18 protein-coding genes are annotated in these 23,413 nt (G+C 70.5%); 15 read left to right on the top strand and 3 right to left on the bottom strand.

What is annotated here, in order from left to right:
• Positions 1-64 precede the first annotated feature (64 nt).
• The 15 genes from ACQEXA_RS13755 to ACQEXA_RS13685 all read left to right on the top strand — a co-directional run bounded on the left by ACQEXA_RS13755 (position 65) and on the right by ACQEXA_RS13685 (position 18,231).
• Entirely contained in the window at positions 65-1,582 is a 1,518-nt protein-coding gene (locus ACQEXA_RS13755) for a sugar ABC transporter ATP-binding protein (RefSeq protein ID WP_433130067.1), read from the top strand.
• On the top strand, positions 1,579-2,598 hold the full coding sequence (locus ACQEXA_RS13750; RefSeq protein WP_432934668.1) for an ABC transporter permease: 1,020 nt from the start codon (positions 1,579-1,581) through the stop codon (positions 2,596-2,598). The genes ACQEXA_RS13755 and ACQEXA_RS13750 overlap by 4 nt, the downstream gene beginning before the upstream one ends.
• 17 nt (positions 2,599-2,615) lie before the next feature.
• Positions 2,616-3,662, top strand: coding sequence for a substrate-binding domain-containing protein (locus ACQEXA_RS13745; protein ID WP_432934670.1), 1,047 nt, complete (start codon positions 2,616-2,618; stop codon positions 3,660-3,662).
• Between the two features lie 59 nt (positions 3,663-3,721).
• Positions 3,722-4,930, top strand: coding sequence for a Gfo/Idh/MocA family protein (locus ACQEXA_RS13740; RefSeq protein ID WP_432934672.1), 1,209 nt, complete (start codon positions 3,722-3,724; stop codon positions 4,928-4,930).
• A 13-nt stretch (positions 4,931-4,943) separates the two neighbouring features.
• The gene (locus ACQEXA_RS13735; protein ID WP_433130065.1) at positions 4,944-5,942 is read left to right on the top strand and encodes a sugar phosphate isomerase/epimerase family protein; all 999 of its coding nucleotides are present in this window, start codon (positions 4,944-4,946) and stop codon (positions 5,940-5,942) included.
• 81 nt (positions 5,943-6,023) lie between these two features.
• Positions 6,024-8,537 carry a PQQ-dependent sugar dehydrogenase gene (locus tag ACQEXA_RS13730; RefSeq protein WP_433130063.1) on the top strand — a complete coding sequence of 838 codons (2,514 nt, stop codon included), beginning with the start codon at positions 6,024-6,026 and terminating at the stop codon, positions 8,535-8,537.
• A gap of 12 nt (positions 8,538-8,549) precedes the next feature.
• Positions 8,550-9,884 carry a ThuA domain-containing protein gene (locus tag ACQEXA_RS13725; RefSeq protein WP_433130061.1) on the top strand — a complete coding sequence of 445 codons (1,335 nt, stop codon included), beginning with the start codon at positions 8,550-8,552 and terminating at the stop codon, positions 9,882-9,884.
• A gap of 85 nt (positions 9,885-9,969) precedes the next feature.
• A complete protein-coding gene (locus tag ACQEXA_RS13720) occupies positions 9,970-11,118 on the top strand; it encodes an inositol-3-phosphate synthase (RefSeq protein WP_433130059.1) in 1,149 nt (382 codons plus the stop codon).
• A complete protein-coding gene (locus ACQEXA_RS13715) occupies positions 11,115-11,978 on the top strand; it encodes an SCO3242 family prenyltransferase (RefSeq protein ID WP_433130057.1) in 864 nt (287 codons plus the stop codon). Before ACQEXA_RS13720 ends, ACQEXA_RS13715 begins: the two co-directional genes overlap by 4 nt.
• Positions 11,975-12,952: a sugar phosphate isomerase/epimerase family protein gene (locus ACQEXA_RS13710; protein WP_433130055.1), complete on the top strand. Its 978-nt coding sequence runs from the start codon at positions 11,975-11,977 to the stop codon at positions 12,950-12,952. The genes ACQEXA_RS13715 and ACQEXA_RS13710 overlap by 4 nt, the downstream gene beginning before the upstream one ends.
• A complete protein-coding gene (locus ACQEXA_RS13705) occupies positions 12,949-13,629 on the top strand; it encodes an EboA domain-containing protein (protein ID WP_433130053.1) in 681 nt (226 codons plus the stop codon). Before ACQEXA_RS13710 ends, ACQEXA_RS13705 begins: the two co-directional genes overlap by 4 nt.
• A complete protein-coding gene (locus ACQEXA_RS13700; RefSeq protein ID WP_433130051.1) occupies positions 13,629-14,477 on the top strand; it encodes a TatD family hydrolase in 849 nt (282 codons plus the stop codon). Before ACQEXA_RS13705 ends, ACQEXA_RS13700 begins: the two co-directional genes overlap by 1 nt.
• Positions 14,478-14,480: 3 nt before the next feature.
• Positions 14,481-15,653, top strand: coding sequence for a metabolite traffic protein EboE (eboE, locus tag ACQEXA_RS13695; RefSeq protein ID WP_433130048.1), 1,173 nt, complete (start codon positions 14,481-14,483; stop codon positions 15,651-15,653).
• On the top strand, positions 15,650-17,074 hold the full coding sequence (locus ACQEXA_RS13690; protein WP_433130045.1) for an alkaline phosphatase family protein: 1,425 nt from the start codon (positions 15,650-15,652) through the stop codon (positions 17,072-17,074). The genes eboE and ACQEXA_RS13690 overlap by 4 nt, the downstream gene beginning before the upstream one ends.
• Positions 17,071-18,231, top strand: a complete 1,161-nt coding sequence (locus tag ACQEXA_RS13685) for a sugar phosphate isomerase/epimerase family protein (protein WP_433130043.1) — start codon at positions 17,071-17,073, stop codon at positions 18,229-18,231. The genes ACQEXA_RS13690 and ACQEXA_RS13685 overlap by 4 nt, the downstream gene beginning before the upstream one ends.
• Before the next feature lie 67 nt (positions 18,232-18,298).
• Here the strand turns inward: ACQEXA_RS13685 and ACQEXA_RS13680 are convergent, their stop codons facing one another.
• The 3 genes from ACQEXA_RS13680 to ACQEXA_RS13670 all read right to left on the bottom strand — a co-directional run bounded on the left by ACQEXA_RS13680 (position 18,299) and on the right by ACQEXA_RS13670 (position 23,411).
• Entirely contained in the window at positions 18,299-19,705 is a 1,407-nt protein-coding gene (locus ACQEXA_RS13680) for an OFA family MFS transporter (protein WP_432934696.1), read from the bottom strand.
• A gap of 1 nt (position 19,706) precedes the next feature.
• Positions 19,707-21,095 carry an OFA family MFS transporter gene (locus tag ACQEXA_RS13675; RefSeq protein ID WP_432934698.1) on the bottom strand — a complete coding sequence of 463 codons (1,389 nt, stop codon included), beginning with the start codon at positions 21,093-21,095 and terminating at the stop codon, positions 19,707-19,709.
• 120 nt (positions 21,096-21,215) lie between these two features.
• The gene (locus ACQEXA_RS13670; RefSeq protein ID WP_433130041.1) at positions 21,216-23,411 is read right to left on the bottom strand and encodes an acetate--CoA ligase family protein; all 2,196 of its coding nucleotides are present in this window, start codon (positions 23,409-23,411) and stop codon (positions 21,216-21,218) included.
• Between the last annotated feature and the right edge of the window lie 2 nt (positions 23,412-23,413).

Genomic DNA, 23,413 nt, shown 5'->3' with positions numbered 1-23,413 from the left:
AAACGCCTGCCCGGCACGCGTTCCGCCCTGAAACCGGCTCGCACGCCCGCCAAGGGGAACCCACATGGCACCAGAAACACCGCTGCTCAGCATGTCCGGCATCACCAAGTCGTTCCCCGGAGTCCGGGCCCTCGACGGCGTCGACCTCGACGTCCGGGCCGGTGAAGTGCACTGCTTGCTCGGCCAGAACGGGGCCGGGAAGTCCACCCTGATCAAGGTGCTGGCCGGTGCGCACCAGCCCGACACCGGCACCATCCAATGGCGGGGCGAATCCGTCACGCTCCGCTCGCCCATCGCCGCCATGCGCCTCGGTATCGCGACCATCTATCAGGAACTCGACCTGGTGGAGCATCTGTCGGTGGCCGAGAACGTCCACCTCGGCCACGAGCCCACGGCCGCCGGCTTCGTCGTACGGGCCAGGACCGCGAGGGCGTCGACGGCCGCGCTGCTGCGGCGGCTCGGGCACCCCGAGATCGACCCGGCCCGGCTCGTCGGAGAACTCTCGGCGGCCCAGCAGCAGATCGTGTCCATGGCCCGGGCGCTCTCCCACGACGTACGGCTCATCGTGATGGACGAGCCGTCCGCCGCGCTCGACCCGGACGAGGTCGACAACCTGTTCCGCATCGTCGGCGACCTCACCGCCGCCGACGTCGCCGTCGTCTACATCTCGCACCGCCTGGAGGAGATCCGCCGCATCGGCGACCGGGTCACCGTCCTCAAGGACGGGCGGGCGGTGGCCCGTGGACTTCCGGCGAAGACGACGCCGACCCGCGAGGTCGTGGCGCTGATGACGGGACGGAACGTCGAGTACGTCTTCCCGGAGCGGCCGTCCTCGGCTCCCACGGGCGCTCCTGTCCTTCAGGTGCAAGGGCTGGCGAGGGAAGGGGAGTTCGCGCCCCTCGACCTCGTCGTCCGTCCCGGCGAGATCGTCGGCCTCGCCGGCCTCGTCGGCTCCGGGCGCTCCGAGATCCTCGAGACGATCTACGGTGCCCGCAAGCCCACGACCGGTCAGGTCCTCGTCGACGGACGCCCGTTGCGTCCCGGGAGCGTCCGCGCCGCGGTCCGCGCCGGCCTCGGGCTCGCCCCCGAGGAACGCAAGGCGCAGGCACTGCTCATGCTGGAGTCCGTCACCCGCAATGTGTCGGTCTCCTCCCTGTCCCGGTTCTCGCGCGGGGGCTGGATCGACCGGGGCGCCGAACGGGGCGCCGCACGCGCCGCGACCCGTGAGCTCTCGCTCCGCCCCGACAACCCCTCCGCACCGGTCCGCACGCTCTCCGGCGGCAACCAGCAGAAGGCCGTCCTGGCCCGCTGGCTGCTGCGCGGCTGCCGCGTGCTGCTGCTCGACGAGCCGACGCGCGGCGTCGACGTCGGCGCCCGCGCCGAGTTGTACGCGGTCGTCCGCCGCCTCGCCGACGAGGGCCTCGCGGTCCTGCTGGTCTCCAGTGAGGTACCCGAGGTGCTCGGCCTCGCCGACCGCGTCCTGGTGCTGCGCGAGGGGCACGTCGTGCACACGGCGCCCGCGCGCGAACTCGATGAGCACCGCGTCCTCGACCTCGTCATGGAAGGAAGTCCGGCGTCATGACGCAGCCCGTTTCCCCGCCGCGGGACAGCACCGGCAAGATGCCGTCGTTCGGCCCGCTCCCCGCCTGGCGCGCCCTCGTCGCCCGCGCGGACGTCCGCACCCTCTCCCTGCTCGGCGTGCTCGCCGCGTTGGTCGTCATCGGCGGGATCACCAAGCCCGACGAGTTCCTCGACACCCGCAACCTCCAACTCGTCCTCACCCAGGCCTCGGTGATCGGGGTCGTCACCGTCGGTATGACCTTCGTCATCACCTCAGGCGGCATCGATCTGTCGGTGGGTGCGATCGTCGCTCTGGCCTCGGTGTGGGCCACCACCGTCGCCACCCAGGAGTACGGCTTCTGGGGCATCCTCTTCACCGCGGTCGTCGTCGGAGTGGGCTGCGGTCTGGTCAACGGCGTGCTCATCGCGTACGGCGGGATGGTCCCGTTCATCGCCACGCTCGCCATGCTGGCCTCGGCACGCGGACTGGCCCTGCAGATCACCGACGGCAGGACGCAGATCGTCACGGTCGACGGGATCCTCAAGCTCGGTGAACGCGACTCCTATGTGCTCGGCATCCCGCCGCTCGTGCTGGTCTTCGCCCTCGTCACGGTCATCGGCTGGCTGGTGCTCAACCGCACCACCTTCGGGCGCCGCACGGTCGCCGTCGGCGGCAATGCGGAGGCGGCGCGGCTCGCCGGCATCGACGTACGCCGCCAGCGCCTCTACCTCTACCTGCTGTCCGGCCTGTGCTGCGGTATCGCGGCCTTCCTGCTGATCATCCTGTCCGGCTCGGGCCAGAACACCAACGGCAACCTGTACGAACTGGACGCCATTGCGGCCGCGATCATCGGCGGCACCCTGCTCAGCGGGGGCCGCGGCACCATCACCGGCTCCGTCCTCGGCGTCCTGATCTTCACCACGATCACCAACATTTTCGCCCTGAACAACCTGCAGAGCGACGTCCAGCAGATCGCCAAGGGCGCGATCATCGTCGCCGCCGTGCTGGTCCAGCGCCGTACCGCAAGCACGACCTGAGGAAAGGGTTCACCGCCATGCCACAGCTGCCTGTCACAAGCCGCAGAGGACTGCTCTTCGGGACCGCCGCCGTCTCGGCCGGTGCCTTCCTCGCAGGTTGCACGAGTAACGAGACCAAGTCCGACAAGCCCGCCGCGAACGACAAGCCGGCCGCCGAAGACAAGGCCGGCAAGCACGTCACCATCGGCTTCGCCGGCCCGCAGGCCGACCACGGCTGGCTCAACGCCATCAACGACAACGCCAAGAGCCGCGCCCAGAAGTACTCGGACGTCACGCTGGAGATCACCGAGGGCTCCAACGACACCGCGGCGCAGATCGGCCAGATCGAGACCCTCATCAACAAGAAGGTCGACGTACTGGTGGTGCTGCCCGCCGACGGCAAGGCCCTCACCCAGGTGGGACTGAAGGCGATGCGCGCGGGCATCCCGGTCATCAACCTCGACCGCATCTTCAACACCCCGCAGGCCTACCGGTGCTGGATCGGCGGCGACAACTACGGCATGGGCCTGAACGCCGGTCACTACATCGGCGAGAAGCTCAAGGGGAAATCGGACGCCCGCGTCATCGAGCTGGCCGGCATCGACAACCTGGAACTGACCAAGCAGCGCACCCAGGGCTTCGACGACGCGCTGAAGAACTACCCGAACATCAAGAAGGTGGCCCGCCAGGCCGCCGAGTTCACGGTCGAGTCCGGACAGGCCAAGATGGCCCAGCTCCTCCAGGCACAGCCCAAGTTCGACGCGCTGTGGAACCACGACGACGACCAGGGCGTGGGCGCGCTGCGCGCCATCGAGCAGGCCGGTCGCGACGACTTCCTGATGGTCGGCGGGGCCGGGGCGCTGTCCGCCTTCCAGGCCATCAAGCAGGACAACGGCGTCCTCAAGGCGACCGTCCTCTACCCGCCGACCATGGCCGCATCCGCCATCGACCTCGCGCGCGCACTCGGCCAGGGCAAGGGCGTCGGCGGCCTCGCCGAGTACGAGATCCCGGCCTCGATCACCCTCTACTCGGCCGTCGTCGACAAGGACAACGTCGACCAGTACATGCCCACCGGCTTCCGCTGACAGGTTCCGCCCCGCACCCCCCACGGCGTAATCACGACGAGGACGAGGAGGACATCCGTATGGGACAGCCGCAGCAGGCAGAAGGGGCCGAGGCCGGAACACCGCCGCTGCGCGTCGGCATGGTGGGGTACGCGTTCATGGGTGCCGCCCACTCGCAGGGCTGGCGCACCGTGGGCCATGTCTTCGACCTGCCCCGACGCCCGGTGCTCGGCGCGATATGCGGCCGGAACGCGGCGGCGGTGCGTGCCGCGGCCGACCGGCACGGCTGGGCGGCGGTCGAGACCGACTGGCGGACGCTGATCGACCGGGACGACATCGACCTCGTCGACATCTGCACCCCGGGCGACAGCCACGCCGAGATCGCCCTCGCCGCCCTGGCGGCCGGCAAGCACGTGCTGTGCGAGAAGCCCCTCGCGAACACCGTCGAGGAGGCCGAGGCCATGGCGGTGGCGGCCGAAGCGGCGGCCGGACGGGGCCAGGTGGCGATGGTCGGCTTCAACTACCGCCGCCTCCCGGCCACCGCACTGGCCCGCCACATGGTCGCGGACGGCCGGCTCGGGACACTGCGCCATGTGCGGGTGACCTACCTTCAGGACTGGCTGGTGGACCCGCAGTTCCCCCTCACCTGGCGGCTGCAAAGGGAACACGCCGGCTCGGGGTCGCTGGGCGACCTCGGTGCCCATGCCATCGACCTCGCCCAGTACCTCGCCGGCGAGGAGCTGGCCGGGGTCTCCGCCCTCACCGAGACCTTCGTACGGGAGCGGCCGCTGCCCGCCGGCGGGAGCAGCGGCCTGTCCGCGGTGTCCGCCGCCGGCATCGGACCGGTCACCGTGGACGACGCCGCCCTGTTCACCGGGCGCTTCGCCTCCGGCGCCCTCGCCTCGTTCGAGGCCACCCGGTACGCCACCGGACGGAAGAACGCCCTGCGCATCGAACTCAACGGGGAGCGCGGCTCACTCGCCTTCGACCTGGAGCGGCTCAACGAGCTGGAGTACCACGACGGTACCGAGCCGGGCACGCTCGCCGGCTTCCGCCGCATCCTCGTCACCGAACCCGACCACCCCTATCTGGACGCCTGGTGGCCGCCGGGCCACGGCCTCGGCTATGAGCACACCTTCGTCCACCAGGCCCGCGACCTCGTGTACGCCGTCGCGGAAGGCCGCAGACCCGAACCCTCGTTCCGCGACGGACTCCAGGTCCAGCGTGTGCTCGCGGCGGTGGAGGAGAGCGCCCAGAAGAACTCCGTCTACACCCCCATAGCGGTCTGAGGAGGCCTTGCGCATGCCGCGTACCTTCACACTCTTCACCGGCCAGTGGGCCGACCTCCCGCTGGAGGAGGTCTGCCGCCTGGCCCGCGACTTCGGTTACGACGGACTCGAACTCGCCTGCTGGGGCGACCACTTCGAGGTCGACAAGGCGCTCGCGGACCCGTCCTACATCGCCTCGCGCCACCAACTGCTCGACAAGTACGGACTCAAGTGCTGGGCGATCTCCAACCACCTGGTCGGCCAGGCGGTGTGCGACGCCATCATCGACGAGCGCCACGAGGCCATCCTCCCGGCCCGTATCTGGGAAGACGGGGACCCGGAGGGCGTACGCCGGCGCGCCGCCGCCGAGATCGCCGACACCGCCCGGGCGGCGGCCGCGTTCGGCGTCGACACCGTCATCGGCTTCACCGGCTCCGCCATCTGGCACCTGGTCGCCATGTTCCCGCCCGCCCCCGAGGCGATGATCGAGCGCGGCTACGACGACTTCGCCGAGCGCTGGAACCCGATCCTCGACGTCTTCGACGCCGAGGGCGTGCGGTTCGCGCACGAGGTCCACCCGAGCGAGATCGCCTACGACTACTGGACGACACAGCGCGCTCTGGCCGCCGTCGACCACCGCCCCGCCTTCGGGCTGAACTTCGACCCCTCGCACTTCGTCTGGCAGGACCTCGACCCGGTCGGCTTCCTGTGGGACTTCCGCGACCGCATCTACCACGTCGACTGCAAGGAGGCCCGCAAGCGTCTCGACGGCCGCAACGGCCGCCTCGGCTCCCATCTGCCCTGGGGCGACCCGCGCCGCGGCTGGGACTTCGTGTCGGCCGGGCACGGCGACGTGCCCTGGGAGGACGTCTTCCGGATGCTGCGCTCCATCGACTACCAGGGCCCGATCTCCGTCGAGTGGGAGGACGCCGGCATGGACCGGCTCCAGGGCGCACCCGAAGCCCTGACCCGGCTGGAGGCGTACGACTTCGAGCCCCCGTCGGCCTCCTTCGACGCGGCGTTCGGCAACTGACTTTCTCCGACTCGCCGGGATGACGGCGCATCCCGGCGTTCGCAACCGCCCGTACAACCGGCCCCTTTTCTGGAGGCATTCGTGCACGGGAACCACCGCACCACAGGCAACGACAGAATCGAGACCCACATACCAGGGCGATTCCGCAAGGCCCTGGCCCTGTTCAGCGGGGCGCTGCTCGCCGGCGCCACCCTCACCCTCACCTCCCCCCAGGCCGGCGCAGCCGTCGCCGACCAGGGAGCCGCCCCGGCGGCCTCCGCCGCCGAGGACTTCCAGCAGGTCACTCTCGCCAAGGGCGAGGCGGAGGTCGGCGAGCCCATGTCGCTCGCCGTCCTCCCCGACCGCTCGGTCCTGCACACCTCCCGCGACGGTGAACTCCGCCTCACCGACGCGGCGGGCAACACCAAGCTCGCAGGCAAGCTCGACGTGTACTCCCACGACGAGGAAGGCCTCCAAGGCGTCGGTGTCGACCCGGACTTCACCGACAACCGCTTCATCTACCTCTACTACGCGCCCCCGCTGAACACCCCGGCGGGCGACGCCCCGGAGAACGGCACCGCCGCCGACTTCGCCCCCTTCGACGGAGTGAACCGCCTCTCCCGCTTCGTCCTGAAGGCGGACGGCACCCTCGACGCCGCGAGCGAGAAGAACATCCTCGAGGTCAAGACCTCGCGCGGCATCTGCTGCCACGTCGGCGGTGACATCGACTTCGACGCGGCGGGCAACCTGTATCTGTCGACGGGCGACGACAGCAACCCCTTCCAGTCGGACGGGTACGCCCCCATCGACGAACGCTCCGACCGCAACCCGGCCTTCGACGCCCAGCGCAGCGCCGGGAACACCAACGACCTGCGTGGCAAGATCCTGCGCATCAAGGTGAACGCCGACGGCTCCTACTCCATCCCCGACGGCAACCTCTTCCCGCCGGGCACCGCCAAGACGCGGCCCGAGATCTACGCCATGGGCTTCCGCAACCCGTTCCGCTTCAGCGTCGACAAGAAGACCGGCATCCTCTACGTCGGCGACTACGGCCCCGACGCCGGCACCGCGGACCCGAAGCGCGGGCCCGCCGGGCAGGTCGAGTTCGCCCGGGTCACCAGCCCCGGCAACTTCGGCTGGCCGTACTGCACCGGCAAGAACGACGCCTACGTGGACTACGATTTCGCCACCAAGGCCTCCGGAGCGTCCTTCGACTGCAACGCCCCGAAGAACACCTCGCCCCACAACACCGGCCTGACCGACCTGCCGCCGGCCCAGCCCGCCTGGATCCCGTACGACGGCCCGTCCGTGCCCGAGTTCGGCGACGGCTCCGAGTCCCCCATGGGCGGACCTGTCTACCACTACGACCCGGCGCTCAACTCGCCGGTGAAGTTCCCGCAGGCGTACGACGGGAACTTCTTCGCCGGTGAGTTCGGCCGCCGCTGGATCAAGCGGATCGTCAGCGACTCCAGCGGCAGCGTGCAGTCGATCAACGCGTTCCCGTGGACCGGCACGCAGGTGATGGACATGGCCTTCGGGCCCGACGGCGCGCTGTACGTCCTCGACTACGGCACCGCCTGGTTCGGCGGGGACGACAACTCGGCCCTGTACCGCATCGAGAACGCGACCGACGGCCACTCGCCGGTGGCTCAGGCGGCGGCGAGCAAGACCTCAGGGCAGGCGCCTGTGAAGGTGCAGTTCTCCTCCCAGGGCACGAGCGACCAGGACGGCGACGCCCTCACCTACAGCTGGGACTTCGGGGACGGCGGCACGTCGACCGCCGCGAACCCGACGTACAAGTACAAGAAGAACGGCACCTACACCGCGACCCTGACCGCCAAGGACACCTCCGGCCGGACCGGCAGTGCCAGCGTGCAGATCGTGGTCGGCAACACCGCGCCGAAGGTGACGCTCGAACTCCTCCAGGACGGGCAGCTGTTCAGCTTCGGAGACGCCGTCCCGTACAAGGTGAAGGTCACCGACCCCGAGGACGGCACGACCGTCGACTGCTCGAAGGTCAAGGTCACCTTCATTCTCGGCCACGACACCCACGGCCACCCGATCACCTCGGCGAACGGCTGCTCGGGCACCATCCAGACCACCGCCGACGGCGGTCACGACGAGGACGAGAACATCTTCGGGGTCTTCAACGCCGAGTACACCGACGGCGGAGGCGGCGGGCAGGCGCCGCTCACCTCGCACGACCAGAGCGTGACCCAGCCGCGGCACCGCCAGGCCGAGCACTTCGGCAACTCCTCCGGTGTCTCGGTCGTCACCAAGGCGAGTGCGCACGGCAGCAGGACGGTCGGCGACATCGACAACGGCGACTGGATCTCCTTCACGCCGTACGTCCTGAGCAACGCCAAGAAGATCACGGCGCGCATCGCCTCCGGCGGTGCGGGCGGCACCCTCGAGGTCCGCGCGGGCTCGGCCTCCGGGACCCTGCTGGGCAAGGCGACCGTGCCGGTGACAGGCGGCTGGGAGAACTACCAGGACGTCAGCGCCGACCTGTCCCACGCGCCCAAGGGCACGACCACGCTCTTCCTGGTCTTCAAGGGGAGCAGCGGCTCCGGCGCCCTGTTCGACGTCGACGACTTCACCTTCACCACGGGCTGAGAGGAGGCAGGCATGCGCTCGACCGGCAGACTGACGACCGCCGTCGTGGGAGCGGCCCTGCTCCTCGGCTGCGTCACGGGACCCGCCGTCTCGCATCCCGCCGAGGCCAAGAGGGTGCTGGTGTTCTCCAAGACGGCCGGATTCCGGCACGACTCGATCCCCGAGGGCATCGCGGCGGTGAAGCAACTCGGCGAGGGCGCCGGCTTCGCGGTCGACGCGACGGAGGACGCAGGCGCCTTCACCTCGGCGAACCTGCGCCGCTACGACGCGGTCGTGTTCCTGTCGACGACCGGAGACGTGCTCGACGCGGCGCAGCAGAGCGCCTTCGAGGGCTACATCCGGCACGGCGGCGGGTACGTCGGCATCCACGCGGCGGCCGACACCGAGTACGACTGGGCGTTCTACGGCGGTGTCGCCGGCGCGTACTTCCAGAACCACCCGGCGATCCAGCCGGCGACGGTGGACGTCGAGGACCGCGCCCATCCGGCGACCTCGGACCTGGCACGGGCCTGGGACCGGACCGACGAGTGGTACAACTACCGCTCCAACCCCCGGGAGAGGGCCCATGTCCTCGCCTCGCTCGACGAGTCCTCGTACACCGGCGGCACCATGCACGGCGACCATCCGATCGCCTGGTGCCAGAACTACCAGGGCGGCCGCGCCTTCTACACCGGGGGCGGCCACACCAAGGAGTCGTACAGCGAACCGGCCTTCCGGCAGCACCTGCTGGGCGGAATCCGGTGGGCGATCGGTGACGCCCAGGCCGACTGCCGCCCGGAGAACGGCTACCGCCCGCTCTTCGACGGTACGGCCGGCTCACTGTCCGGCTGGAAGCAGGCGGGCCCCGGCTCCTTCACCCTCGACGCCGACGGCACCCTGACGTCGACCGGCGGCATGGGCCTGCTCTGGTACGCCACGTCGGGCTTCTCCGCGTACTCGCTGAAGCTCGACTGGAAGACGGCCGGCGACGACAACTCCGGTGTGTTCGTGGGCTTCCCGCCCTCGGACGACCCGTGGGCGGCCGTGAACAACGGCTACGAGATCCAGATCGACGCCACGGACGTGCCCGACAAGACCACCGGGTCCGTCTACGGCTTCCAGTCCGCCGACCTGAAGAAGCGCGACCGCGCGCTGAATCCGCCGGGGGAGTGGAACACGTACGAGATCCGCGTGGAGGGCGAGCGCCTCCGCCTCTGGCTCAACGGCGTGAAGATCAACGATTTCACCAACACCGATCCGGCCCGGAGCCTGCGCGACGGACACCTCGGCATCCAGAACCACGGATCCGGTGACCAGGTGTCCTTCCGCGACATCCGGATCAAGGAACTGCCCGTCAAGGGCAACTGAGCGACGGCGGGCGGGGGACGCCGGACTCCCGCCCGCCGTCTTCCTCCCGTCTCTGCCGTTTCTCGCACGACCAGGAGGCTGACCCATGCCCGCGTCCCTTTCCCGAACCCGTGCCGGGGTGTGGCTGATCGGCGCCCGCGGCTCCGTCGCCACGACCGTCGTCGCCGGGTGCGCCGCCGTCAGCGCGGGCCTGCACCCGCCCACGGGCATGGTCACCGAGACGCCCGTGTTCGCCGGATCGGGCCTTCCGGCGTTGTCGTCCCTCGTCTTCGGCGGTCACGACACGGTGGACTGCCCCCTGCCCAAACGCGCCGAGGCACTGGCGGCGGGCGGTGTGCTGCCGCCGGGACTCCCCTCGGCGGTCCTGACCGAACTCGGCGCCGCGGACCGTGAGATCAGGCCGGGCGGCCCCGTCCCGGCGGACACGCGGAGCGAGGAGGAGCTGATCGCCGCCTTCGCCGCGGACATCCAAGACTTCGTGGAACGGCGCGGGCTCGCCCGGACGGTGGTGGTGAACGTGGCGTCCACCGAGCCCCCGGGCAGCGGTGACGCGCTGCCGCCGAGCTCGCTGTACGCGGCGGCGGCACTCCGGGCGGGCTGCCCCTACGTGAACTTCACCCCGTCGACGGGTCTGCACCACCCGGCGCTGGCGTCCGCCGCGGCAGCGAGCGGGCTGCCGTACGCGGGCCGTGACGGCAAGACCGGCCAGACGCTGCTCCGCTCCGTGCTGGGACCGATGTTCGCCCAGCGTGCGCTCGCCGTGCGGGCCTGGTCCGGGACCAACCTGCTGGGCGGCGGCGACGGCGCGTCGCTGGCCGACCCGGCCGCGGCGGCCGCCAAGAACGCGGGCAAGGAGCGGGTCCTCGCCGACACCCTCGGCACGGCCCCCGAGGGCGAGGTGCACATCGACGACGTCCCCGCCCTCGGCGACTGGAAGACCGCCTGGGACCACGTCGCCTTCGACGGCTTTCTCGGGACACGCATGGTGTTGCAGACCACCTGGCAGGGGTGCGACTCGGCGTTGGCGGCACCGTTGGTGCTCGACCTGGCCCGGCTGGTGCTGCGCGCGCACGAAGCCGGACTGTCCGGCCCGCTGGGAGAGCTGGGTTTCTACTTCAAGGACCCGGTGGGCGACGGGCCCGCGGCACTGGGGGAGCAGTACGCGGAGCTGGCCGGATTCGCGGGTAGGCTGCGCGGAGCCCGAACGGCAGAGCACCCCGGGGTACCGCGATGACCCGGCCCGGTGCGGCGGACGTGCGGGCCTGGGCCGAACTGCTCCGCGTCCCCGCCCTGCTCACCGTCCCCGGCGACACCATCGCCGGCGCGGCGGCGGTCTCGGCGCGGCCCACCCCCCGCGCCCTCCTGGCCATCGGCTCCTCACTCTGCCTGTACGAGGCCGGTATGGCCCTCAACGACTGGGCCGACCGCGACGAGGACGCCGCGGAGCGCCCCCACCGCCCCCTTCCCTCCGGCCGTGTCCGTCCCGCCGCCGCCTTCACGGCCGCCTGTGCCCTCACCGCGGCGGGCCTCGCCCTCGCCGGGCGCGCCGGACGTCCCGCACTCTCCGTCGCCGCACCTCTCGCGGCCACCGTCTGGGCCTACGACCTCGGCCTGAAGCGGACCTGGGCGGGACCTGTCGCGATGGCGGCGGCACGAGGCCTGGACCTGCTCCTGGGGGCGGCGGCCACCGCGGGCCGCTTTCGCCCCGCCCTCGCTCCGGCCCTCCTTCTCGGCACCCACACCCTGGCGGTCACGACCGTCTCCCGCGGGGAGACCCGGGGCGGCTCAGCCCTGCCTCCGCTGGCAGCGCTCGCCGCCACGGGCGTACTGACCCGCCTGCTGACACAGGGACGTACCCCCCTGAGCGGGGCCCTCGCCGCGAGCTACCTCGCGACCGCGGCCCGCCCCTACCTCCACGCCAGCCTCAACCCGTCACCCCCGCTCACCCAACGCGCCGTCGGCGGCGGCATCCGCGCCACGATCCCGCTCCAGGCAGCCCTGTCCGCCCGTTCCGGTGCTCCCGTAGCAGCGCTGCTCACCGTGGCGCTGGCCCCGCTCGCAGGCCGACTCGCCAGGAAGGTGAGCGTCACATGACCCCGCAGCCCCGTGTCGCCCCCATCGCCCCGGCGCCCGAGCAGGCCCCCGGCAGCAATCCGCTCCGCTTCGGATACGGCACCAACGGCCTCGCCGACCTCCGCCTCGACGACGCCCTCTCCCTGCTCGCGGACCTCGGCTACGACGGCGTCGGCCTGACCCTCGACCACATGCACCTCGACCCGCTCGCCCCCGACCTCGCCCACCGCACCCGCCGGCTCGCGCGCCGCCTGCAGTGGCTCGGCCTGGAGGTCACCGTCGAGACGGGCGCCCGCTATGTCCTCGACCCACGCCGCAAACACGCTCCATCCCTGCTCGACCCCGACCCGGACGACCGCGCCCGCCGTGTCGACCTGCTGCTCCGGGCCGTCCGGGTCGCCGCCGAACTCGGCGCCCACGCGGTGCACTGCTTCAGCGGCACCACCCCGGCGGGAGGCGACGAGGACACGGCGTGGCAACGGCTGGCCGAGAGCCTCACCCCCGTCCTGGACGTCGCCACCGCCGCCGGCATCCCCCTCGCCGTCGAACCCGAACCCGGCCACCTCCTCGCCACCCTCGCCGACTTCCATCGCCTGCGGCACGCCCTCGGGAACCCCGCAGGCCTCGGCCTCACCCTCGACATCGGCCACTGCCAGTGCCTCGAACCCCTCCCGCCCGCCGACTGCGTACGCGGCGCCGCCCCCTGGCTGCGCCACGTCCAGATCGAGGACATGCGCCGCGGCGTCCACGAGCACCTCCCTTTCGGAGAGGGCGACATCGACTTCCCCGCCGTCCTCGCGGCCCTGTCCACCGCCGGCTACCGAGGCCTGACCGTCGTCGAACTGCCCCGCCACTCCCACGCCGGGTCTCACCACGCACAACAGTCCCTGCCGTTCCTCCGCAAGGCGGCGGCGACCGCCACCGCCCGGCACGCGCCGGCCCCCGCCGCCGCCCACGGCGAGCCCTCCGCCACCCCCGAAGGGAGCACCGCATGACGCACCCGCACGCCGCGCCGGACACCCCGGCGGCCGGCACCCCGCTGGGCGAGTTGCATGCTCACGTCGAAGCCGCCCTCGCGGGAGCCGCACGGGCCTGGCTCGACCAGGCACTCGACGAGGCAGCCGCCCTCCCGTCCACCCAAGGGACCATTTTCGTCTGGGAGTTGCGCCTGGCCGAGGCCGGACGTCGCTGCGGCCCCGCGTACGCCGACGCCGTCCGTGTCCTCATCCTCCACGCGGCCCGCGCCGACACCGCCGCGCTCACCCGGGTCTACCGCCAGGGCACCGCCGACGAACGCCGTGCGGTCCTGCACGCCCTGCCCCACCTCGTACCGGGCCCCGAGGCCGTCCCGCTCCTCGAGGACGCGCTCCGCACCAACGACACCCGGCTCCTCGCCGCCGCCGTCGGCCCGTACGCCGCACGCCACCTCGCCGCCCATGTCTGGCGGCACGCGGTCCTCAAATGCCTGTTCACCGGCGTTCCCGTCGACATCGTCGTGGAGCTGGCAGGGCGCGCCCGCGGTGACGCCGAACTCGCCCGCATGCTCCGCGACTACGCCGCCGAACGCACCGCTGCGGGCCGTTCCGTACCGGAAGACCTGTACCGCGTCCTGGCACTGGCCGAGTTTGCCCCTCCGCACACCACGGACGCCCCCCACGGCAAGGAGTCCTGATGCGCATCTTCGACCCGCACATCCATATGACGTCACGGACCACCGACGACTACGAGGCCATGTATGCCGCGGGTGTCCGTGCCGTGGTCGAGCCCTCCTTCTGGCTCGGGCAGCCCCGCACGTCCCCCGCCTCCTTCCTCGACTACTTCGACTCCCTGCTGGGCTGGGAACCCTTCCGCGCTGCCCAGTACGGCATCGCCCACCACTGCACCCTCGCCCTCAACCCCAAGGAAGCGGGCGACCCCCGCTGCGTCCCCGTCCTCGACGAACTGCCCCGCTATCTCGTCAAGGACCAGGTCGTGGCCGTCGGCGAGATCGGCTACGACTCCATGACCCCCGCCGAGGACACCGCCCTCGCGGCCCAGCTCCAGCTCGCCGCCGACCACGGGCTGCCCGCCCTCGTCCACACCCCGCACCGCGACAAGCTCGCCGGGCTGCGCCGGACCCTCGACGCGGTCCGTGAGTCCGCACTGCCCGCGGAACGCGTCCTGGTCGACCACCTCAACGAGACCACCGTCAAGGAGGCCAAGGACAGCGGCTGCTGGCTGGGCTTCTCCGTCTATCCCGACACCAAGATGGACGAGCGGCGGATGGTCGCGATCCTGCGCGCCTACGGACCCGAGCAGGTGCTGGTGAACTCGGCCGCCGACTGGGGGAGGAGCGACCCGCTGAAGACCCGCGCGGTCGCCGACGCGATGCTCGCCGACGGCTTCACCGAGGACGACGTGGACCGGGTGCTGTGGCGCAACCCCGTCGCCTTCTACGGGCTCAGTGGCCGTCTGAACCTCACCCCCGACGGCACGACGGCCACGCATGAGGGCAACTCCGTTCTGCGTGGCGGGGAGTGACCGATGCGTTTCCGCCACCCCGACGGCACCACCGTCCACCTCGCCTACTGCACCAACGTGCACCCGGCGGAAACCCTCGACGGCGTCCTCGCCCAGCTCCGCGACCACTGCGAGGCGGTTCGACGCCGCCTTGGCCGTGACCGCCTGGGGATCGGCCTCTGGCTAGCCGCCGACGCCGCGCAGGCCCTCGTCACCGATCCGTCCGCGCTGCGCCGTCTGCGCACCGAACTCGACCATCGCGGCCTCGAGGTCGTCACCCTCAACGGCTTCCCGTACGAGGGCTTCGGCGCCGAGCAAGTCAAGTACCGTGTCTACAGGCCGGACTGGGGCGACCTGGTACGCCTCGAGCACACCACCGCCCTCGCCCATGTCCTCGCGGCCCTGCTTCCCGGCGACGTGACCGAGGGCAGCATCTCCACCCTGCCGCTCTTCTGGCGCACCGCCGACGACGACGGACGGCGCGCGCAGACGGCCCACGCGGCCCTGCGCACTCTCGGCCGACGCCTCGACGCCCTGGCGGAGCTGACCGGCCGTTCGATCCGTGTCGGCCTGGAGCCGGAACCGGGCTGCACCGTCGAGACCACCGGCGACGCCATCGCCCCGCTGACCGCGATCGGCCACGACCGCATCGGCATCTGCGTGGACACGTGCCACCTCGCCACCTCCTTCGAAGATCCGCACACGGCTCTGGACGCGATCGGCCGGGCCCGTATCCCCGTCGTGAAATCCCAGCTGTCCGCCGCCCTGCACGCCGAACACCCCCACCTCCCCGATGTCCGGGCGGCCCTCGCCGCCTTCGACGAACCCCGTTTCCTGCACCAGACCCGCGCCGCCACAACCGCCGGCCTGCGCGGCACCGACGACCTCGGCGAGGCCCTGCGGGGAGGCGCCCTGCCGGACGGCACTCCATGGCGAGCCCACTTCCACGTCCCGCTGCACGCGGCCCCCGCCGCACCCCTGACCTCCACACTCCACGTCCTGAAGGCCGCACTGGCCCACCTCGTCGGCGGCCCGCATCCCCTCACCCGCCACCTCGAGGTCGAGACCTACACCTGGCAGGCCCTCCCGCCCGAGCTGCGGCCCCACACCAGCGCCCGGCTAGCCGACGGCATCGCCGCCGAACTCACCCTCGCCCGCGACCTGTTGACCGACCTCGGCCTGAAGGAACTCCCATGAGCGCCCGACGGACCACCACCGGCCCCACCCCGCTGCTCGTGCTGGACGTCGTCGGGCTCACCCCTCGCCTCCTCGACCACATGCCCCACCTTCAGGCGCTCGCCCGGTCCGGCTCCCACGCGCCGCTCGGCACCGTCCTGCCCGCCGTCACCTGCGCCGCCCAGTCCACCTTCCTGACCGGCGCTCTGCCCTCCGAGCACGGCATCGTCGGCAACGGCTGGTACTTCCGCGAACTCGGCGACGTACTCCTGTGGCGGCAGCACAACGGTCTCGTCGCGGGAGACAAGCTGTGGGACGCGGCCCGCCGCGCCCAGCCCGGCTACACGGTCGCCAACATCTGCTGGTGGTACGCCATGGGCGCCGACACCGACATCACCGTCACTCCGCGCCCGGTCTACTACTCCGACGGCCGCAAGGAACCCGACTGCTACACCAGGCCCCCGGCCCTCCACGACGAACTCACCGAGCAATTGGGCACGTTCCCCCTCTTCCACTTCTGGGGGCCCGGCGCCGACCTGGTCTCCAGCCGCTGGATCATCGACGCCACCCGCCACATCCTGCGCACCCGCCACCCCGACCTGGCCCTGTGCTACATCCCTCACCTCGACTACGACCTGCAGCGCTTCGGCCCCGACGACCCGCGCTCCCTGAACGCGGCCACGGAACTGGACGCCGCCATGGCCCCCCTCCTGGACGACGCACGTGCCGAGGGCCGTACCGTCGTCGCGCTGTCCGAGTACGGCATCACCCGCGTGGACCGCCCGGTCGACATCAACCGCGCGCTGCGCCGCGCAGGCCTGCTCGAGGTGCACACGCAGGACGGCATGGAATACCTCGACCCGATGGCCTCCCGGGCCTTCGCGGTCGCGGACCACCAGATCGCCCATGTCTACGTGCGGCGCCCCGAGGACCTCGACGCCACCCGGGCCGCACTCGCCGGCCTGCCCGGCATCGCGGAACTCCTCGACGACGAGGGCAAGAAGGCCCGTCACCTCGACCATCCGCGCTCCGGTGAACTCGTCGCTGTCGCGGAGCCGGACGCCTGGTTCACGTACTACTACTGGCTCGACGACGACCATGCGCCCGACTTCGCGCGACTCGTCGAGATCCACCGCAAACCCGGCTACGACCCGGTCGAGCTCTTCATGGATCCGCTCGACCCCTACGTCAAGGTCAAGGCGGCCACCGCCCTGGCCCGCAAGAAACTCGGCATGCGCTACCGCATGGCGGTCGTGCCCCTCGACCCGTCCCCCCTGCGCGGCAGCCACGGCCGCCTTCCCATGAGCGACGACGACGGTCCGCTCATCATCTGCTCCATCCCCCGCGCTGTCGGTGACCGCGTCGCGGCCACCGACGTGAAGTCACTCCTGCTCGCCCTGGCGGGCCTACCGGACCACCAGACAAGAGAGAGGCACCCGTGAACGACTTCCACACCACCGTCAACGGCACCGACGAACCCCTGCGCCGCAGCCTCGGCATCGACCGCCGCCGCTTCCTGGGCACGTGTACCGCCGTCGCGGCGGGGGCGATCGCCGCTCCCGTGTTCGGCGCGGGCCCGGCGCAGGCCACGCCGGCGGCCCCGGCCGACGAGCAGGCCAAGGGGCAGCTGCTCGTCCCCGCGGACAAGCGCGGCATCATCCTCTACACGGTCCGCGACGCCACCGGCCGCGACCCGCTCTCCACCGACCTGCCCTCCGGGTTCCGCGAGGTGTTCAAGCAGCTCAGCCGCTTCGGCTACCGCCAGGTCGAGTTCGCGGGCTACGGGCAGCACGCCAACGCGCCCGGCGGCGCCAGCCTGGAGTCCGTCGAGGGCGCCCGGCTGCTGCGCGGCTGGCTGGACGAGTACGGACTGCGGGCACAGGGCAACCACGGCTTCATCCCCGGCTCCTGGCCCTTGACCACCGCGGACCTGGACACCTTCAAGAAGCACCTCGAGATCGCGAACATCCTCGGCATGGACCACATGGGCACCGGCGGTGACCCCACCAGCAGCTCCTACAAGGCCGACTGGGACGTGGCCGCCGACAAGTGGCACGCCCTCGGCGAGATCGCCCGCAAGGCCGGGATCAAGCTCTACACCCACAACCACGACACGGCGTACGACTTCCTGATCGACGGCGGACCGCTCGACGCCCAGGGCCGCCCGACCCGCAGCTCCGGCATCCGCAAGCTGGAGTACTTCCTGTCCATCACCGACCCGAAGGTGATCTGGCTGGAGATGGACATCTTCTGGGCGCACGTGGCCCAGTACAAGTTCCACACGTACACCGCCCACGACGGCTCCACCCAGGAGAACGTCTTCGACCCGGCGGGCCTGGTCGTCCGCCACAACAAGCGCTACCCGCTGTTCCACGCGAAGGACGGCGTCGTCAACACCACCAACGGGATGGGCTACGACATGGTCCCGTTCGGTACCGGTGTCATCGACTACACGACGTTCTTCTCCCGTGTCGGGCACCCCAACTACCACAACCCGATGGTGGAGCAGGACAACGCGCCCAGTTCCACCAACCCGGCCCAGTCGCTGGAACACGCACGGATCGGCTACGGCAACCTGGCCGCCCTGCGCCGGAAGTAGCGGGCCCCAGAGGAACACGAGGAGGCCCTCCCCGAGTCGGGGAGGGCCTCCTCGCCTACACGGTGGATCAGGCCGTCGGCTGCGGCTGTGGCTGCGGAGCCGTTGTGGCCCTCAGGTCCCGCCCCGGCTGGCGCAGCAGCAGCGCGATCGCCGCCGCCACCATGGAGACGCCGCCCGCCAGGGCGTACGCGCCGTTGTAGCCCCAGGCCGCGACCACCATCGAGCCGAGACCGCCGCCGAACAGGCCGCTGATCAGCTTGCCGCTGTACACCAGGCCGTAGTTGGTGGCGTTGAAGTTCTCGCCGAAGTAGTCCGGGGTGAGGGCCGCGAACATCGGGTAGAACGCGCCGCCGCCGAAGCCGGAGAGAAAGGCGAAGAAGAGGAACAGCCATTCGCTCTTGATGTCACCGGCCCAGATCACCCCGAACTGGGCGAGGCCCAGGACGACGATGACGAACACCAGGGTCAGCTTGCGGCCCCAGATGTCGGACAGCCAGCCCACGACACCGCGGCCGATGCCGTTGATGACGGCCATGACGCCCATCGACGAGGCCGCCACCAGCGGACCGAAGCCCACTTCCTTGGCGAAGTCGACCTGGAAGGAGATTCCGAAGATCGACACGCCGGCGGTCAGCACGATGGACACCCACATGAGCGGCAGCATGCCCGTCCTGATGGCCTCCATCGGCGTGTACTGCTTCGCCGCCGGCGGGTTCTTGGCCAGGCTCACCGCGTTCTTCTGGTTGCCGGAGAAGGACAGCGGGTCGATGTCGCCGGGCCACCAGTTCTTCGGCGGGTCCTTGAAGAAGAAGGCGCAGGCGAAGACGACGACCAGGATGTAGCAGCCGATCAGGTCCAGCACCCGGTGGTAGTTCGCGGTGTCGAACGCGTAGTTGAAGATGAAGATGAACGGCAGCGAGCCGTACGCGAAGCCGCCGTTGACGAACCCGGTCCGCGCGCCGCGCCGTTCCGGGAACCACTTGCCGACCATGTTGATGCAGGTCGCGTAGATCAGTCCGGCACCGAGGCCGCCGACGACACCGAAGCCCAAGATCGCCAGCAGTACGTTGTCCAGGTGCGACAAGGCGAGGAAGCCCACGACGCACATCCCGGAGCCGACGAACATGGCCTTGCGCGCGGTCAGGATGCCCTTCTCCCGCAGCCAGCCGGCCGGGAAGGCGACACCCGCCTGGAAGAAGACCCAGACGCTGAGGATCCAGAAGGTGTTGCTCTGCGTCCAGCCGTGGGCGTGGGAGAGGGTGTCCTCCGCGGAGCCGTAGGCGTATTCGAAGACGCTGATGGCCATCATGGCGATCCACGGCAGATACACCATGAGTTTGCGGGAGTGGCCGAGGATGTCCCGGTCGGTCTCGCCGATGCGGTAGACGCGGCCGTGGGAGTCGGTCACCTCCCGGTAGGGACGGTTCGCGGCGTCGGCCGACGAGCTGTTGGTTGCTATGGGGTCTGCCGTCATGTCAGGCCATCTCCTCGCCGAGCGGCTGCGGGTTGGGGAGGATGCGCCGGGCCTTGGGCCTGCCCGGAGCCTTGAGGAAGAGCGCCAGCACTGCGGAGGCCAGTCCGATGGATCCCGCCAGGACGAACGCGCCGTCGTAGTCCCACTCACCGACGACGACCGCGCCCAGGCCGGAGCCGACGAGCCCGGAGATCAGCTTCGAGCTGTAGACGATTCCGTAGTTGGAGGCGTTGTGGTTCTCACCGAAGTAGTCCGCGGTCATGGCTGCGAACAGCGGGAAGATCGCGCCGCCGCCGAAGCCCGAGACCATGGAGCAGAACAGGAAGAACGGCATGCTGCCCATCTGGCCGGAGACCAGCACGCCGAACTGCGCCGTGCCGAGCACGATGCAGACGATGATCAGTGTGTTCCGGCGGCCGTAGCGGTCGGAGATCCAGCCGATGACGCCGCGTCCGGTGCCGTTGACGATCGCCTTCAGGGACATCGCCGTGGCGACGATGCCGCCCGCGAAGCCCATGTCCTTGCCGAACGGGACCTGCATGGCGATCCCGAAGATGTTGATGCCGGCCGTGCACAGCAGACAGAACCACATCATCCACAGCACGGGCGTGCGCGCGGCCTCCCTGGGGGTGTACTGCTTGACCGCCGGAGGGTTCTTCTGCAGCGCCCGGCGGATCTTCGGGTCGTCGGCGGCCGTCAGCGGGTCGACGTGCGCGGGCCACCAGTTCCTCGGGGGGTCTCTGAAGAAGACGCCCGCCGTGGCCACCACCAGGCACAGCCCGATGCCGACCGCGGTCAGTACGGCCTTGTAGTTGCTCAGGTCCAGCACGGAGGTGAAGAGGAAGACGAAGGGCACGGACCCGTAGGCGAAACCGCCGTTGACGAAGCCGGTCTTGCCGCCCTTTCGCTCCGGGTACCACTTGCCGACCATGTTCACGCAGGTCGCGTAGACGAGGCCGGCGCCTATACCGCTGCACATGCCGAAGCCGAGGTAGGCGACGAGCACGTTCGGCGCGTAGGCCAGTGACAGATAGCCCAGCAGGGTGCCGAGCGCGCCGATCATCATGGCCGTACGGGCGGGCAGTCTCCCGCTCTCCCGCAACTGACCGGCGGGGAAGGCCACGGCCGCCTGGAAGAACACCCAGACGCCCATGAGCCAGAAGATGTGGCCACTGCTCCACAGGTGAGCCTCGTGAAGCGTGTCCTCCGCCGACGTGAACGCATACTCGGCGGAGCTGATGCCCATCATGCCCACCCAGGGCAGGATGACCATCCATTTCCGTGGTCGGCCCATGATGTCGACGTCTGATTCGCCGACCCGGTACACGCGGCCGTTCCGGTCCGTCACCTCCCTGAACGGGACGGAGGTCGAATAGTCGGTGGTTGCCATTGCTCAGTACCCCTAGCGTCGAAAGATCTGGCCAGCGCCCCCTGTCCAATGCCTTTCGTGCGCGCACGGGTCCCGGGCGCGGCCGACGCGCACCGTCGGCCGGGCCCGCTTCCGCTCAGGTCATGACCCGCCCCCCAACATCCCGCCGTCTCCCGCCACCGCCCTGACGGAAGGGCCTTCGGCCCCCAGCCGTCCGGCGGCCCGTGCCCACCGGTACTTCGCACCGAGCACGGCCACCGGCTTCTCGGTGGTGTAGGGGTACGCCACGACCCCTCGCTCGTAGAGGTACTGGCTGGCTTCCTCGACCTCGACATCACCGGCGAGCGACGCCACCACCGGCTTCTCGACGCCGCGTTCGCGGTACTCGGCCACCACGCGCGCGGTCAGCTCGGCGAACACCATGGGAGGAGTCACGATGGTGTGCCAGTAGCCGAGGACGAGCGCGTGGATCCGCGGGTCCTCAAGACCCAGCCGGATCGTGGCCTCGTACGTCGACGGCGGCTCACCGCCGGTGATGTCCACCGGGTTGCCCGCGGCCCCGAAGGGCGGGATGAACTTCCTGAAGGACGCGTCCAGGTCGGGTGGGATCTCCATCAGGGACAGGCCGTTGTCGCTGACCGCGTCGGACAGCAGGACGCCGCTGCCGCCGGCGCCCGTGATGATCACGACGTTGCCGCCCTTGGGGGTGGGCAGCACCGGCAAGGCGCGCGCGTACTCCAGCATGTCGTTCAGCCCGGGCGCCCTGATGACACCGGCCTGGCGCAGGATGTCGTCGTACACGGCGTCGTCGCCCGCGAGCGCCCCGGTGTGCGAACCTGCGGCCTTCGCGCCCGCGGCCGTACGCCCCGCCTTCAGCACCACGACCGGCTTCTTCGGCACGGTCGCGCGTGCCGCCTCCACGAAGGCACGCCCGTCCTTGAGGTCCTCCAGGTGCATGGCGATGCACTCGGTGTGCGGGTCCTCGCCGAACCACGTCAGCAGGTCGTCCTCGTCGAGGTCCGACTTGTTGCCGAGCCCGACGATCGCGGACACGCCCGTCTTCGTCGTCCGAGCGAAGCCCAGGATGGCCATCCCGATCCCGCCGGACTGCGAGGTCAGTGCGACGCCGCCCTTGACGTCGTACGGCGTGCAGAACGTGGCGCACAGGTCCTGCCAGGTGGAGTAGTAGCCGTAGATGTTCGGCCCGAGCAGCCGGATGCCGCACCGCTCGCCGATCGCCACGACCTGCTCCTGCAGTTCGTGCTCGCCGGTCTCGGCGAACCCGGAGGGGATGAGGACGGCGTTGGGGATCTTCTTGCGTCCGACCTCCTCCAGCGCCGCGGCCACGAACTGGGCGGGAATAGCGAAGACCGCCACATCCACCTCACCGGGAACGTCCGTGACACTCTTGTACGCCTTGCGGCCCAGAATGTCATCGGCCTTGGGATTCACCGGATGGATCTCTCCGGGGAAGCCGCCGTCGACGAGGTTGCGCATCACCGAATTGCCGATCTTGCCCTGCTCGTTGGAGGCGCCGATCACTGCTACCGACGACGGCTGCATCAACCGGCGCATGGACGTGAGGATCTCGTCGCGCGTGTAGCGCCTGCGCTCCTTGGCGGGGGTGTCGGAGAGGATGACGCGGATGTCGGCCGCGACCGCGCCCTCAGGGGTGGCAATCACCGGGTTGAGGTCCACCTCGGCGATCTCCGAGAAGTCGGCGACGAGTTGGGAGACCCGGCGGATCTGCTCGGCCACCGCCCACCGGTCCACTCCCGCCCGGCCGCGCACTCCGCGCAGGATCTCCGCCGAGCGGATGGAGTCCAGCATGGACAGCGCCTCGTCGGCGTCCACGGGCGCGAGCCGGAACGTGACGTCCTTGAGGACCTCGACGAGCACGCCGCCGAGACCGAAGGCCACGACCTTGCCGAAGGTGGGGTCGGTCACCGCGCCGACGATGACTTCCTGGCCCTGCGGCAGCAACTCCTGTACCTGCACGCCCTCGATACGGGCGTCGGCTTTGTGATTGCGCGCGTTCTCGATGATCGTGTGGAACGCGGCACGCACGTCCTCGGCGCCCTCCACGCCGACGATCACACCGCCGGCGTCGGTCTTGTGCAGGATGTCGGGGGAGACGATCTTCATCACGACGGGTCCGCCGAATCGTGCGGCGTACGCCACCGCCTCTTCGACGTCCGTCGCCAACTCCTCGCCCGGTACGGCGATCCCGTACGCGTCGGCGATCACCTTGCCCTCGGGCGCGGTGAGCGCGGTCCGCCCCTCGGCCCGCACCGCGTCAAGGACGGACCTGACCGTCAGCTCCCGGTCTTCGGCCATCA

The sequence above is a fragment of the Streptomyces sp. CA-106110 genome (assembly GCF_050936285.1).
GTDB lineage: Bacteria > Actinomycetota > Actinomycetes > Streptomycetales > Streptomycetaceae > Streptomyces.
This window is presented reverse-complemented; position numbering and strand designations above follow the sequence as displayed.